General features: G+C 47.0%; 15 protein-coding genes. 5 read left to right on the top strand and 10 right to left on the bottom strand.

Going from position 1 to position 13488, the window contains the following annotated elements; translation table 11 throughout:
- The first annotated feature begins 216 nt into the window (after positions 1-216).
- Together NQF64_RS06095 and NQF64_RS06090 are read left to right on the top strand one after the other, a co-directional pair.
- Positions 217-504, top strand: coding sequence for a hypothetical protein (locus NQF64_RS06095; protein ID WP_266106816.1), 288 nt, complete (start codon positions 217-219; stop codon positions 502-504).
- 125 nt (positions 505-629) lie between these two features.
- The gene (locus tag NQF64_RS06090; RefSeq protein ID WP_099026665.1) at positions 630-971 is read left to right on the top strand and encodes a YnfA family protein; all 342 of its coding nucleotides are present in this window, start codon (positions 630-632) and stop codon (positions 969-971) included.
- 11 nt (positions 972-982) lie between these two features.
- Here the strand turns inward: NQF64_RS06090 and NQF64_RS06085 are convergent, their stop codons facing one another.
- From NQF64_RS06085 to NQF64_RS06065, 5 genes are all read right to left on the bottom strand, one after another.
- Positions 983-1600, bottom strand: coding sequence for a trimeric intracellular cation channel family protein (locus tag NQF64_RS06085; RefSeq protein WP_266106815.1), 618 nt, complete (start codon positions 1598-1600; stop codon positions 983-985).
- A gap of 57 nt (positions 1601-1657) precedes the next feature.
- The gene (locus NQF64_RS06080; protein ID WP_099026381.1) at positions 1658-2098 is read right to left on the bottom strand and encodes a hypothetical protein; all 441 of its coding nucleotides are present in this window, start codon (positions 2096-2098) and stop codon (positions 1658-1660) included.
- Positions 2099-2166: 68 nt separating this feature from the next.
- Positions 2167-2544 carry a hypothetical protein gene (locus tag NQF64_RS06075; protein WP_143813606.1) on the bottom strand — a complete coding sequence of 126 codons (378 nt, stop codon included), beginning with the start codon at positions 2542-2544 and terminating at the stop codon, positions 2167-2169.
- 31 nt (positions 2545-2575) lie between these two features.
- Positions 2576-3082 carry a hypothetical protein gene (locus NQF64_RS06070; RefSeq protein ID WP_266106814.1) on the bottom strand — a complete coding sequence of 169 codons (507 nt, stop codon included), beginning with the start codon at positions 3080-3082 and terminating at the stop codon, positions 2576-2578.
- Between the two features lie 78 nt (positions 3083-3160).
- On the bottom strand, positions 3161-3658 hold the full coding sequence (locus NQF64_RS06065; RefSeq protein ID WP_266106813.1) for a GNAT family N-acetyltransferase: 498 nt from the start codon (positions 3656-3658) through the stop codon (positions 3161-3163).
- Positions 3659-4044: 386 nt separating this feature from the next.
- Between NQF64_RS06065 and NQF64_RS06060 the strand changes: the two genes are divergently transcribed.
- Positions 4045-4344: a hypothetical protein gene (locus tag NQF64_RS06060; RefSeq protein WP_143813609.1), complete on the top strand. Its 300-nt coding sequence runs from the start codon at positions 4045-4047 to the stop codon at positions 4342-4344.
- A complete protein-coding gene (locus tag NQF64_RS09025) occupies positions 4266-6224 on the top strand; it encodes a PepSY-associated TM helix domain-containing protein (RefSeq protein ID WP_407651818.1) in 1959 nt (652 codons plus the stop codon). The genes NQF64_RS06060 and NQF64_RS09025 overlap by 79 nt, the downstream gene beginning before the upstream one ends.
- Here the strand turns inward: NQF64_RS09025 and NQF64_RS06055 are convergent.
- Positions 6221-7312, bottom strand: a complete 1092-nt coding sequence (locus NQF64_RS06055) for an AI-2E family transporter (RefSeq protein ID WP_266106812.1) — start codon at positions 7310-7312, stop codon at positions 6221-6223. The genes NQF64_RS09025 and NQF64_RS06055 overlap by 4 nt on opposite strands.
- A 212-nt stretch (positions 7313-7524) precedes the next feature.
- Between NQF64_RS06055 and NQF64_RS06050 the strand changes: the two genes are divergently transcribed.
- Positions 7525-7689 (top strand): hypothetical protein, encoded by a 165-nt coding sequence (locus NQF64_RS06050; protein ID WP_180794188.1) that lies wholly within the window; start codon positions 7525-7527, stop codon positions 7687-7689.
- 52 nt (positions 7690-7741) lie between these two features.
- On the opposite strand, the gene NQF64_RS06045 is transcribed toward NQF64_RS06050, so the two are convergent.
- The 4 genes from NQF64_RS06045 to nhaA all read right to left on the bottom strand — a co-directional run bounded on the left by NQF64_RS06045 (position 7742) and on the right by nhaA (position 13458).
- A complete protein-coding gene (locus NQF64_RS06045; protein WP_266106811.1) occupies positions 7742-10123 on the bottom strand; it encodes a mechanosensitive ion channel family protein in 2382 nt (793 codons plus the stop codon).
- A 93-nt stretch (positions 10124-10216) separates the two neighbouring features.
- Positions 10217-11377, bottom strand: a complete 1161-nt coding sequence (locus tag NQF64_RS06040; protein WP_266106810.1) for a glycerate kinase — start codon at positions 11375-11377, stop codon at positions 10217-10219.
- A gap of 57 nt (positions 11378-11434) precedes the next feature.
- Positions 11435-12181, bottom strand: coding sequence for an epoxyqueuosine reductase QueH (locus NQF64_RS06035; RefSeq protein WP_266106809.1), 747 nt, complete (start codon positions 12179-12181; stop codon positions 11435-11437).
- Positions 12182-12282: 101 nt separating this feature from the next.
- Positions 12283-13458, bottom strand: coding sequence for a Na+/H+ antiporter NhaA (gene nhaA, locus NQF64_RS06030; RefSeq protein ID WP_266106808.1), 1176 nt, complete (start codon positions 13456-13458; stop codon positions 12283-12285).
- Positions 13459-13488: the final 30 nt, after the last annotated feature.

Raw genomic sequence — 13488 nt, 5'->3', positions numbered from 1 at the left:
GCATGCGCCGCACTTTCTACCATCATCCGCCCACCCGCTGCGGGGTCGCGTTGGACGGTCCCATACCGGCTGATGAACATCCTCGCCTTCAACATAGGCTGGGCGGCCAACCACCTGCCCAGCAATCGGGCCAAGAGCAGCAATGCACGGGACTCCCCGCCGCATTGACTGAACCCTCACCAACCAACACTCACTAAAATTGAACAGGAGCCTATCATGGCCGATACAACCCCCTCCCTCTCCGCCCTCATCGCCGCCGGCGAGAGCGTATTCACCGCAGCAACAGGCAAAAGCTCCGCAAATGTGGATAAAGTCACGGCAGGAATCTCCTCCGTCGCAGACGGCTTGCTCCCAACTGTAGAAAGCAAAGTCAAATTCGACCTCGGTAAGGTCATCGCAGGCGCAACCGCTATCCTCACCGGCACAGCCCTAGTGCTATCTGGGTTAAAGAAACGCCCAGAAGCCACAACAACCGCCGCAGCACCCAGCAACGTACCCCACTAAATACCCCCCCTGCATTGGACAAACGCCATGGCGCCAATGCAGGCTCTTTCATCTTAATAGCAATACCTCTACAAATAAGGTATCCATATAATAGGCCCCTTATCCTATTGGTTATTTCTCTTTATATGCCTCTCCTGCTCAGTTCTATATTACTTTATAGCCTCACAGCCTGTGCCGAAATCGCTGGTTGCTTTGCTTTTTGGACGTGGTTAAAACTCCATGGTAATCCCTTATGGCTTATCCCCGGGAGCCTATCATTAGGCCTCTTCGCCGTCTTGCTAACCTTTAGCCCTTCTGATCATGCCGGACGCGCTTACGCACTTTACGGCGGTATCTATATCATCATGAGCCTACTTTGGGGCTGGGTTATGGAACATACAACACCCGATATATGGGATATAATCGGTGCAAGCCTTTGCCTAAGTGGTGCTGCTATTATCTTATTCGCTCCCCATAGCCACACCTAACCGCAATCCCCCTAAGACCGATAACTAAAACGAGGCAACGTCCAATTATAACGGATCGACAATAAACGAAACGTAATTCCAAAAACCATTGCAATAATAAGTTCGATATTTTTATTTTCGACTAAATGAGAACAAAAAAGAAATACGACAGCCGTACTTACAGACACCGTCCCATATAATTCAGAACGAAAAAGTAACGGAATATCGTTACATAATATATCTCGCAAAACTCCCCCCATGCACCCTGTAATCATACCAGAAATAACAACACATATGACTGAAAGATGACCCACCAACGCCACTTGGCAACCAATCACCGTAAAAACAACTAAACCAATCGCATCTAAAAAGAGAAAAAGCTTGCGCAATTTATGCATATGACGCGCTACGATAATAGTCGCCAAAGCCGCAAACCCAGTAATCAACGAATAACTAGGATGCCGCACCCAAGAAAGCGGATAATGGTTCAGCAACACATCCCGAATAGACCCGCCCCCCAACGCAGTCACCCACCCTAGTAAAAAAACACCAACTAAATCCATCTCTAACTTACCCGCCAAGAGGGCTGCTGTCATAGCTTCAGCGATAATAGCAATAATGTATAATATTGTATAAATATCAAACGTCATGCTCATTCCTTTATGACGCTAATGTATTTTACAAAAAAACGCATTACATGATACGCCTTATCGCGTAATCAACCTTCCATAATTTGCAAAAAGAACGTGAGCATCATCCTCACCAAATGGAGTATTCTTTTTTACACACAAAATAAAGCGATTCATAAAACGCATAGAAGCCAGCGTATCATTCGCAGAGTTACCATTAAATTGTACCATCAAACGGTTAAAATCGGCATCAACGGCGTAATAACGCTCCGATGAAAACCGATCACATAATTCATGGAATTCCCTCTCCATGGAACTCACCATTTGCTTATAAAATTGATGAGATGCTTCAATTTCACAATAGAATGCCTCATGACGAGACGTCACCTTGGTACTACCCTTAGGAAAGGGAGCCAAATCTTGTGAAAAAAGTTCATGTTTAGAAAGCCGACCAATCTTCTTGCCTAGCTGACGAACCTCATCCTCATATCCTAACAAGCTATATACAGAATCTATCATCACTTCTTCCCCTTACACACTAGAGACCAGTACTATGCACCACGTCTTTATAATAATCTACACGTAGACTATTGCCCCTTATCAAAATGATTCAATGCCCAACAACGAGAGGTTACTATAGTTTGGTCTGCAGCAGGATTAGGCATGGTCAACGCACATATCGCTACCCTATCAGGTACAGAGGGGAGTGTTTTTTGTGCCAACACCAACACCTCCTCTCCACCTCCAACATGCGCCGCCACAACAGCATAACGTTGATTCAATAACGTCTCTAAAGACACATCAATCGGCTTAAAATACGTTGGGATAGCTAAAGGGCTATACGACGCTTTGATGCCTGATGCCGGTAAAGCAAAACTGCCTTGTGCCATTGCCGTTGAGGCCGCAAAAAGCGTAGCCCCCCAGCACTCCGCCGCTATCCTCGCCCACTTCCTCCACAATCTCATACCACCCTCCCAATCATCTCTTTAATGCACATCAGAAACCTACTGCAATCGCCTTTATCTGCACCACACCCGCAAAATAGCGATTGGTAGACAGCTGTGCATATGCCTGGCCATCATGTAACTTCAGCACACCCTTCACTCGTGTAAAAATAGACACTGTGTGATTATTCGTGACACGATTCAACACTGCGGTAATGTTATAATTCATTGTCCCATTATCGTACCCTCCATGAGGGCCGCTATGTAAACGAACCTGCATACGATAGCGTCCAAGCTTATAAACACCTTGGCCAAGATCCACATTTTTTTGCACTTGGCCCCGCCTAATATTAGGACCCAATTTTGCAGCTAATATATCCTGTGGAGGTGTCGCTGTCCCCACTACAAGCGGCGTCGGTGTTAACTCCGCTTGAACCTCATATACACGGTCCAGCCCCTCAGCCCGCGCAGATGATAACAAGATTGCACCACTCACTAGCAGCACCATCACATACCCTACACGATACCATGCCCGCTTCAACGCACTACCCTTCATCATTTTGAATACCCCCACTGTTCTTTTAATTTCGAATTAAAAACAAAAATCATCCTCTGACAAGCTTATTTTGATAGAACTTCACTCTCCGAGAATACGCTGCATAAATGTCAAATCCAGCCAACGACCAAATTTATAACCAACTTGCCGACACTGCCCCACTTTCTGGAAACCCAATTGTTCATGCAAACGAATAGACCCTTCATTTCCAGATTCAATGCCTGCCATCATGACATGATAGCCTTTCTGCTGAGCCCGCTGCATTAACGTCTCCATTAAAATTCTACCAACACCTCTACGTTGTTTAGCCGGATGTACATAAACAGAATGTTCCACCGTATAACGATATCCATCCCACGCACGCCACGGACCAAAGGTGGCATATCCATTCACTAAACCAGCTTCATCTATACCCACCAAAACTGGCAAATCTGCCTTCCTATGCTCCTCCAACCACTTGGCCCTATTAGCAACATCCACTACACATTCATTCCAAATAGCCGTAGTAGTCCTAACAGCATGATTGTAGATCTCCGTTATAGCCGCTAGGTCCCCTGCTTCCGCTGGTCTAATTTCCATATTCCCCTCCTTATTCTACCGCGTACATCCACCAATTTATGCCAGCTATGCCCATTAGATACGAAAAATATGTTTGTTTATTACATAAAATTTAGTATTTAGTAACTGAGGCTCATTTGCTACCCCTCCACCCCAAAGAGGATGCCATGTCACCTTTATACCACTTTATGTTCCAGCTAATCGTCATTTTTACCTTGCTGGTCGCTTTTATCGCTATTGGGCAACTAGATTACTTGCGCAAGCACGACTAACCATTGATGCAACCAAACTTAATAAAACTTATTAAAGACATTTATATCCTACATTACCAATACATGTTTGACGCACCATCCGCCCTCCCATAAAATTAATCCTGTGCATAAGGTGCTGGATTCTGGAAGGCTAAAATGTCAAACATAGATGAACAATCTATTTTCTTCTTGATAGGCCTTGTACTAAGCAGCATTTCCACCATCCTACTTTGGATGCATCTCCCAGGGAAAACACCACATCCTCGCTATTTACATCGTGCGCGCGGCCTTAGCTTACTTGCCTCTTCTGCCGCTCTCGCTTGGGCAGCCTGGATCCCCGTTTTTGGTTTGATTGGGGCATTCTTCTGCCTTGGGGGATGGACTATGTCCCTCCTATGCCTACTGCCCATCCTTTGGGCCATCATCACCACACACTACTCCTCTACCCTTCCGTGAAGAACACATCACCCTCTTCATTCTGGAAACGTTTACTCATTGGACTATTGAGTAGTTTCTTTATAATGGAGGGGGCTTATCAGACAGACAGGATTTTAATTATCTCCCAAACCTATGGGAAAACTGGTAGCTCTCTATTGCTACTAGGGAGCTGCTTGCTCTGCTTTTTCGTCCTTACCGGCTGTATCGGTATCGGGACTAGGCATAAAATATACCAACTCGCACGCCGTTACCAAACACTACATGGCTGGATCGGTATTACAACTGGCAGTTTTTTGAGCATAAGCTTTTTGGCCGGGGCTGTTACATTATTTGCAAACCCGCTTCAAGAATGGAGTACACCTCCACTTCCTCCAATACAACCGCTTGTTACCCTTCCCACCAACAATGATACAAACATTTTCTTTCCCTCTCAGTTACATCATTACCGCATCAACCTTACTTCTTCCCCTTCAACACGCTTTAGTCTCCCCATTATGCTGGGACTCCCCCTCGGCCTTCCCTCTCCACAAATCATACCACGTTACTCTACAATAAATGACCAAAGCGTTTATTACCTACAGCCCACAACTGTTCCCTGTTTTATTGGTGGCCTACACCGCCGCATGGGACTGCCACTACCAGAACCATGGGTTATGCCTTTAGTTGGTATTATTTGTCTCTTTTATGGGCTCGCTTTACTTTCCGGTATTATTCTATTGCTTCCAGGTATGTGGCGTAATCTCATGACCATTCATCTCAAAGGTCATAAAAGGCGACTTTGGTTAGACGTGCATAGCTTGCTCGGTCTCTGCTCTCTGCCCTTTCACCTCATCATAGCTTTAACAACAGCTATGTTTGCCTTTTTCCCTTTAATTTACACATTCTCTGACGCCAAAATCATTCCGCATTCAAAACATAACACCGCATTAATACAAGAAAATATCGTCTATCCACCTCACCTCATATCACCCGATACTGCTTTATCATATTTGCACAAGTTAGCGCCCACATTCCAGCCTCATACTCTAGATTACATTCTGAATCCCTTACCCGCCGACACACTCACAAGACGTATAACTCTACGCGCCCCTCTGTACACCCCTAATGACCCCTTGCCGTATACAAAAACACCTCACACTTCTTTAATCATAGAAGGCACAGACCAACATAACCCTATGATCGGCAGAGATCGTAACTCCGTTACACTTAACCCCTATACAGGAACGCTTATAGACGCACAAAATCTCTCCTCACAACAGCCCCTTAGCCGCCGGTTGTTAACGTGGTGCTTAGCATTACATTTTGGAAGTTTTGGGGGGGAATTCGTACGTTGGCTCTATGTAATCTTAGCTCTCTGCGGGGTCGCTTTCTTCCATTCAGCCAATCAGCTTTGGCTTAACGCCCACATCTATAAAAGGCCCCATCAAAAAACATCATCTAAAATAGCCATACCCCCAATATGGCTCAGCCATCTAACAGAGGGGAGTCTTATGGGCTGTTTACTCGGCCTTTGCAGCATCATTGCCCTAAGTCCTTTTACGGCACGTATTATATTCCTTACGGATATATCACATGCAACACATATCCTAAACACACCCCAAACGTATATGACACAGGCCTATCGACATATTAGCTTAGTATACTATACTTGTTTTGGCCTCAGCATCTTAGGCTGTTGTTTATTACCACGCTATTTATATAGAATCATCATTCTAACAGGCTCAGCGACAGCACTTTCAATAGCCATTACTGTGGTTATGCTGCGCCATGCTGCAACACAGAACAGCGCAACACTCAGCCTAACGAGCGCCTTAATTATCGCTACTCTTAGTCTTTGGGGAGGGGTACTCTATCTTCTTTTGCGAAGATCACCTCCTTCACCTCAGTCCCATCCTTAAGATGGGTGTTCTTGTTTAAGATTTTCTCCCGTGGTCCCTCCTGCCCATTCGCGCACCAATGTTTCAGCCAAATAAAGCAATGTGGGTCCTATAAATACTCCAGCAAAACCTAAAGTGGCAATACCACCAAAAGCACCTAACATGATGACGACTACTGAAATTTTTACATAACGACGAATAATAAAGGCCTGTAAAAAATTATCATTCGCCACAGCAATAAGCGCAAAACATAACATAATAGATGCATGCATCAAGGGAGCAGTGAAATATAACCAAACGGTACTAACAAATAACACCCAAGCCCCACCAAATTGCAATACACAGGACACAAACATTACAGCCGCTATAACACTACCCATAGGCATATCAGCGGCCATTAACCCTAACCATCCAAATAGAGATTCTATAATCGCGGTAAGAGTTACACCAAGAGCAACACCCCGTGTTGTAGTTTCCGCCCTATGTAGAAACAAACGGCCAGCATCTCCCCCTAAGCGGGAACTAATGCGTACTAATAAATCAATAATACGTTCTGCATGAGTGAGAAACAAAACCATCGCGATTAATGTTAAGCCAAACTCAACCAACAAAGAGCCAAGACTACCCGCCGAGGATAAAAATACAGCAAATAATTTTTCAGGTGGAGGAACAATCTGCTTTACTAAGCCCGGCAGGCTGTTTTCTCTCATATGGTCCCAAAAAGCAACGATACGGCCACCCACATGCGGAATATGTCCAACCCAAACCGGGACAGCAGGCAACTGCCATGAGGGCAGTATGGTCATAAAATGTGATATATCTTTTACATGCTGTGCAAAAATGAGAAATATTAGCGCAACTGGTAAGAAGAACACCAACAACGCTGCCAGGACTGTAAAAAACACAGCGGCAGCCCGACTACCGAAGAGACATGACTGCAACCTCAGCACTAATGGCCAAAATGTCACTGAAATGGTTGCTCCCCACACAATAGGTAATAAAAAAGGATGAAGCACCCAACCGACCGCAATTAAGATACAGCTCACCATCAGAGCCGTCAGCACGGGAGACACTTTGTCCTCCTGCTCCATATGACATTCTGTTGTCATTGACCCTAACAAAGACCTAAAACGCTTTATCATCACTACTCTCACCTTATTTTCTGTACCGTAGCACTATACGCAGCTTCTACCTTCTTGCGCTTTTCCTCTTAACAAAGCGTGACCTCAGCAGCAAAAAACTGTTAAAAGACTTACTAAGCAGTACGCAATGAATTGCCACTGTTACCATCACCATCTCTTATGGAAGGAAGATATCCATTATGGCACAAAATGACGCAAACCCAGCCCGCAACATGACACGCGAGGACCTCATCTTTGCCCTCGTACAAGATGTCGTCCGGCTCGAAAGTCAAAACACCCAAATTGACCGTGCTTACCTCGTCAAGCTTGTTGCTGAGATTGCCCGCTCTGTTGATGGGAAATAAACCTAGAAAGACGCCGAAGTGTTACAAATCACTTCGGCTTCCCCCCAAAGCCTTATGATGGCAGAATAAGAGAAATGCCTTCCTGATTAAAACGATCCATCAATGCACCCATTACAGAGGTGGTAACGGCATCACTACTTGTCCCCCGTGCTATATAGACAGCCAATGTTGCACCCACTGTTTGACCCGCATTCGAATCAAGCAGAATCTGAGGGGCAGGATCCCGTAGAATATTTGGCTGCTCATTTGCAACTTGCATGAAGATTTCCTGCACTTTATCCAAACTTACATTAGAGGGTACAGCAACAACAAGTTTGACCTTAATTGGATTTTGCCCCGCACTCCAATTCTGCACATTCGAGGTGATGAATTGAGAATTAGGCATGATCACCATAGTACCATCACTGAGACGAATATCCGTTGCACGAACATTCACACGTTGGATGACCCCTGTGGTCCCGCTAATACTAATCTTGTCCCCCGCTTGTGCTGGACGCTCTGCTAACAAAATTAGTCCTGAAATAAAATCCTTCACAATAGATTGTAAGCCGAAACCCACCCCAACGGATAGGGCACTGACCACCCATGTTAAATTCTGAACCGAAATACCCATCATGGACAACAGCTTCAGCCCCGCCACAATCCATAATGTATAAGTCATAATACTTATAATAGATGTCTGCGCTCCATTATCTAATGACGTAACGGGAAACAGGCGATTTTGTAACCATTGTTGGAGAAATTTAATAGCGTAGAACACGCCTACCAAGAGCAACGCGGAATTTACGAGCATCCGCGGTGAAAAAGGAATACCAAAGAAGATATCGCCGGCAAAAATTTGCTGTAAACCCTGCCATGCCCCACTAAAAGAAGCACCATTTCTACCTTGCAAGAGGGCAAGGAAAACCATAACAAGGCCTAGCCCCACCAAGGCGGTACTCACGACCTCCATCTGGGCCAAACGCCGAGCGCTTAATCCCAGTTCATTCCAAATACGCCCTAAATGGCTCTGAGCAGAAAAGGCAAATTGAGCTGAATCACGCCATGCCTGCATGAGCAACATTACAACGCCAAACGCATAAAGTAGCGTTAAAACCCAATCATTTAATAAGAAAGCAAAGGAAATATAACCGCTTAATACAGCCAGACCGGTCACCACTAATAATAAAGCGGAAATACCATGTATGGGGAAATATTGCATCAAAATCCCCCCAATATCCTGCGCCACTCCTCCGCCTAAGTCTCCGACTTCATCGCCCGCATTTTGTTGGCGTTTTTTATCAACGCGACACGGTACATAAAGGAGAATAGCTGACGAAAGGGCAAGGCTACCCTCTAACACCGCATCTAACCCAGGGCCTAAACTTTTATTGAGTTCTGCTGTACGTAACGCCCCACAACATAGGACGCCCACCCCCAATAATAAGCTGCATAGGGGACATACCTTCCCGCGAAGCCAACGCCTAAGCGAAACACCCGCCCCTATAACAAACCCAAATACTGGTAATGATTGAGTTAAATACTGCCCTGCCAAGAAAGGGATACCCTCAAAACCAAAGGCCACCATCTCCCAACCTTGCCACAGCACCTCCGCGAGCAGGGCGCATAATATACCCAATAAAACGCTCCCTAACGCCCGTTGTGTCCGAATGGCCGTCGCCCAGCGCACTCGAGACAAAGCAGCATTAAGCGTTCTACCTGCCAACCAGCGCAGCCCTTCCTCACATACAAAGACCAGCCCCATAACCCCTAATGTGCCGATCAATATATTCAGTTCAGACCGGGTTAAATTTTTAAGAGCCGTATAGCCCTCTGCCCCAATATTTTGCCAAAATCCTAAGCTCAACGGGGTCTCTACATGCCGAATAAGCGCCCCTTGCTGTACACGCCGCCGCAAACCATCCAACTGGCTTTCTAACTGGCGTGTCTGCAAATCACACACACGCATCCGTACTTGCAATGATGCAATACCGAGCGATGTCTTACGCGCAGCCCCTCGCTGCCGAGTAATAGCGGCATCTTCTCCATCTTCGGTTTTATTACCCAAGACCTGCAACAATGAATTAATAGAGCCTTCGTAGGATTGAATTTGCGCCAAACCATCCGTGACATGCTGTCGTACAACGCGCACCTGCGCACTATAGACATCTAAAGCACTGCCGCTTAACGGAGCCTTAGCATGCCCCAACCCTGTACTAACAGCCCGCAAAGTAGCTTGGTCTTGCTCCAATTGTGCCCGTAAAGCAACTGCTACATTATTCCAACCAAAATCCCCCTCTGCCTGCGCCATAACCAAGGAGGGCGGATTATCAACGGCCTTATCAGCCGGTGTTGCCGCCGGTGCTGCAGCATGCACGGGAGAGGCCAATATAAAAGCAAGCCCTAGAAAGGCCCCTATAGCAACGCGAATAGGTTGAACGAAGTGACGCATCATAAAATCTACTTTATTACATACACACCGTGCTGAGATGCACCGGCAGGTACCAGAAATTTAAGATATATTCTCTAGTTTTCAAGAGTTCGTGCCTCAAACTTTCTCGTTATCAATACCCAAATTCATACCCATCCTCACTACAACGGCAATATTTTCTGCTACGCGACGAATAGAATCAGGGGCCTCCTGCAACACCGTCGTTAAATCTGCTGGGTGTGAGACCGTATCAAAAACCGCATCAATACCGACCTGATGGACAAGCTCTACATCCTTCCCAGTAGAGCCAACAATGGCAATCACCGGCTTGCCAAAGCGTTTTGCAATCTGCGCAACCCCCATAGGGGCCTTCCCATGGACTGTCTGCCCGTCCATTCGCCCCTCACCAGTGATGATGAGGTCCATCTCTGCAAAATGCTCGGCTAAATGCAGCTGCTCAGCAATAATCTCCACACCCGGCCGTAAGGTTACGTGTGTAAAAGCCAACAGCCCACCACCAAGGCCACCTGCTGCCCCCGCCCCAGATATATGAGCGATATTACGTCCAGATTGAGATGCTAAGAGCGTTGCATAATGTGTTAGGGCAGCCTCTAACTGTGCTACATCCTGTGGGGAGGCCCCTTTTTGTGGACCAAATATCGACGAAGCCCCCTGCGGGCCTGTGAGAGGATTTGTAACGTCACAGGCTCCCTCCAGCGTGACATACGCTAATCGAGCATCCAAGCCAGAAGCATCTATCTGTGCGAGATGAGCCAAGGCAGCACCACCGGGAGGCAAATCACGCCCTCGCTCGTCTAACAATCTTACTCCCAGAGCCTGAGCAAACCCAGCCCCACCATCATTTGTAGCACTACCGCCTAACCCAATGATGATATGCTGGCAGCCATGATCCAACGCAGCACGCACCAACTCTCCCACGCCATAGGTTGTTGTCTGTAATGGTGCATACTCATCCGGTTTTAATAAAGGGAGACCCGCCGCGGCGGCCATTTCGATCACGGCGGTGCGCCCATCCCCGCTCACGCCCCAAAAAGCAGAGACAGGCTTGCCCAATGGCCCTGTCACGCTGCATGCCATTATCTGCCCACCCGTCCCCTGGGCAAAAGCCTCCACTGTGCCTTCTCCACCATCTGCCATAGGGAGGCAAAGGTAATCAGCATGAGGGAAAATACGCGAAAATCCTGCTTTAATCTCCCGCGCGACCTCTAAGGTGGAAAGACTACCCTTAAAGGAATCACATACAATCGCAATCTTCATGCCAGCTCATCCCTTCAACCACGTGTACGGGATTACGAAACGTAAATGATGCGGCCCTTAATCATCCTCACCATAAAACTCCTCTCCCAAAACAATCGCCGGGCGACCTTTTGAGCGGCGGAAATTATTTGTATCCCGCAAAGAATAAGCACATCCACAATATTCTTGCTTATAAAAACGCTCGCGCTTGCTAATCTCAATCATCCGAGCAGAGCCGCCGCCTTTACGCCAATTAAAATCCCAATATTCTAACCCTTCATAGGGAGCTACAGCGCGCGCACCGCACTCATTAATCTGGGTCATATTCTTCCAACGAGAAATACCAAGGGAACTGGTCATAACGGGGAAGCCATGCTCATGCGCGTACAGTGCTGTACGCTCAAAGCGCATATCAAAACACATCGTACAGCGTATGCCTCGTTCTGGCTCCCACTCCATCCCTTTTGCACGCTCGAACCAATTATCTTTATCATAATCAGCATCAATAAACGGAATATTATGGACATCTGCGAAGCGGATATTCTCATCTTTGCGTAAAAGATATTCCCGCTCTGGATGAATATTCGGATTATAAAAGAAGATGGTATAATCAATCCCGGATTCCGTCATGGCCTCCATCACCTCACCGGAACACGGTGCGCAGCAAGAATGTAGCAAGACCTTTTTTTGCCCACCGGGGGGCTGAAGTTGCTGACGGCCTGATGGCAATAGCTGAGGCCCCTTCCGGCGATTACGCCGCGCCGCATAGCCGCGTTTGGCCGCTGCTTCCTCCACCATCATGCTCTCCACTTCATTATCACTCATATGCTTTGCCATACTAAAGAATGGACCATGCTGTCGAGCAGCACTCTATACTCCATGATCTATTTTTTTAGTCATATCGTTACGATATAAAAACAAACCTCTTACTCAGAGACCGTAACGCCCGCTCGCAGCCATACCCAGCCCATCAAGACCGCCATGAGAGAGCCGCTCAGAATACCAAGCTTTGCGGATAAGAGTAAATTAGACCCAGCAAATGAAAGGGAGGCCATAAAAAGACTAACGGTGAAGCCAATACCACACAGCATAGATAAACCAAACACCATATACCATGACGTCTGGCAAGGCAGAGGGCTCAACCGACAACGCACAGCTAGCCACGTTGCACTGAAAATGCCCGTTGTCTTACCCATAACCAACCCGACCGCTACAGCACAAACCAGACGTATATTCACCGCATGGAGAGGGAGGGTCAGTAACGGTATCCCCATAATCACAAAGCCAAATATAGGCAGAATCACCCATCTCACCCATGGTGTGACGTAATGCTCCATACGCTCCACAGGCGAAGGGGCCGTCTTCACTCGTGCGGGGAGGCACAAGCCTACAACAACGCCCGCTATGGTAGGATGCACCCCTGAGACTAACAAACATCCCCATAACAAACATCCCGCCACACTATACGGCCAAAGAGCACGAATCCCACGCCTCCCCCAATAGACCAAGCATCCCACCAATACCGCACTAACGATTAAGGGCCCGTACTTTAACGTACTGCCATAAAATAATGCGATGATCAGAATCCCTAAGACATCATCAAAAATAGCAAGGGCCATGAGCCAAACACGCCCGCCTTCGGAAACATATCGTCCCAATGCCAATAAAATCGGCACTGTAAAAGCGGCATCTGTTGCTATCGGGATGGCCCAACCTGCCTGCAAAGCAGGCTCTGACGCGGCAATTACTCTGTATAAAAGAGCGGGCACAACGACCCCTCCTAGTGCGGAGACACATGGTAATAAGCACTGACGTAATTGCGATAAATGCCCGCTAACAAGCTCCTTTTTAAGCTCTAAAGTGATAAGCAGAAAAAATAATGTCATCGGGCCAAGCGTGATGGCTTCAATAACGCTAGGTAATGTGAGGGACCATGTGCGCCCGTTCCATCCGGTAATGTGCACATCCCCCATAGGGTGAGCCAATAATGCGTAGTTAGCCTGCCAAGGCGAGTTCGCCGCTATGAGACCTGCAATCGCCATAAATAGCAAAAGGAACGGGCCAGCTATATCGGCTGTTCGCCACCATGCTTTTTGCATCATGCACATATACTTAACATTACGACATGAACC

The sequence above is a fragment of the Bombella saccharophila genome, assembly GCF_026385475.1.
Lineage (GTDB): Bacteria > Pseudomonadota > Alphaproteobacteria > Acetobacterales > Acetobacteraceae > Bombella > Bombella saccharophila.
The sequence above is the reverse complement of the archived record's forward strand: the minus strand, read 5'-3'. Positions and strand labels throughout refer to the sequence as shown.

What these genes read in the sequence shown, in the direction of transcription:
- NQF64_RS06095 (WP_266106816.1), top strand. Translation starts at nt 217, where the DNA reads ATGGCCGATACAACCCCCTCCCTCTCCGCCCTCATCGCCGCCGGCGAG.
- NQF64_RS06090 (WP_099026665.1), top strand. Translation starts at nt 630, where the DNA reads ATGCCTCTCCTGCTCAGTTCTATATTACTTTATAGCCTCACAGCCTGT.
- NQF64_RS06085 (WP_266106815.1), bottom strand. Translation starts at nt 1,600, where the DNA reads ATGACGTTTGATATTTATACAATATTATACATTATTGCTATTATCGCT.
- NQF64_RS06080 (WP_099026381.1), bottom strand. Translation starts at nt 2,098, where the DNA reads ATGATAGATTCTGTATATAGCTTGTTAGGATATGAGGATGAGGTTCGT.
- NQF64_RS06075 (WP_143813606.1), bottom strand. Translation starts at nt 2,544, where the DNA reads ATGAGATTGTGGAGGAAGTGGGCGAGGATAGCGGCGGAGTGCTGGGGG.
- NQF64_RS06070 (WP_266106814.1), bottom strand. Translation starts at nt 3,082, where the DNA reads ATGATGAAGGGTAGTGCGTTGAAGCGGGCATGGTATCGTGTAGGGTAT.
- NQF64_RS06065 (WP_266106813.1), bottom strand. Translation starts at nt 3,658, where the DNA reads ATGGAAATTAGACCAGCGGAAGCAGGGGACCTAGCGGCTATAACGGAG.
- NQF64_RS06060 (WP_143813609.1), top strand. Translation starts at nt 4,045, where the DNA reads ATGTCAAACATAGATGAACAATCTATTTTCTTCTTGATAGGCCTTGTA.
- NQF64_RS09025 (WP_407651818.1), top strand. Translation starts at nt 4,266, where the DNA reads ATGGACTATGTCCCTCCTATGCCTACTGCCCATCCTTTGGGCCATCAT.
- NQF64_RS06055 (WP_266106812.1), bottom strand. Translation starts at nt 7,312, where the DNA reads ATGACAACAGAATGTCATATGGAGCAGGAGGACAAAGTGTCTCCCGTG.
- NQF64_RS06050 (WP_180794188.1), top strand. Translation starts at nt 7,525, where the DNA reads ATGGCACAAAATGACGCAAACCCAGCCCGCAACATGACACGCGAGGAC.
- NQF64_RS06045 (WP_266106811.1), bottom strand. Translation starts at nt 10,123, where the DNA reads ATGATGCGTCACTTCGTTCAACCTATTCGCGTTGCTATAGGGGCCTTT.
- NQF64_RS06040 (WP_266106810.1), bottom strand. Translation starts at nt 11,377, where the DNA reads ATGAAGATTGCGATTGTATGTGATTCCTTTAAGGGTAGTCTTTCCACC.
- NQF64_RS06035 (WP_266106809.1), bottom strand. Translation starts at nt 12,181, where the DNA reads ATGAGTGATAATGAAGTGGAGAGCATGATGGTGGAGGAAGCAGCGGCC.
- nhaA (WP_266106808.1), bottom strand. Translation starts at nt 13,458, where the DNA reads ATGATGCAAAAAGCATGGTGGCGAACAGCCGATATAGCTGGCCCGTTC.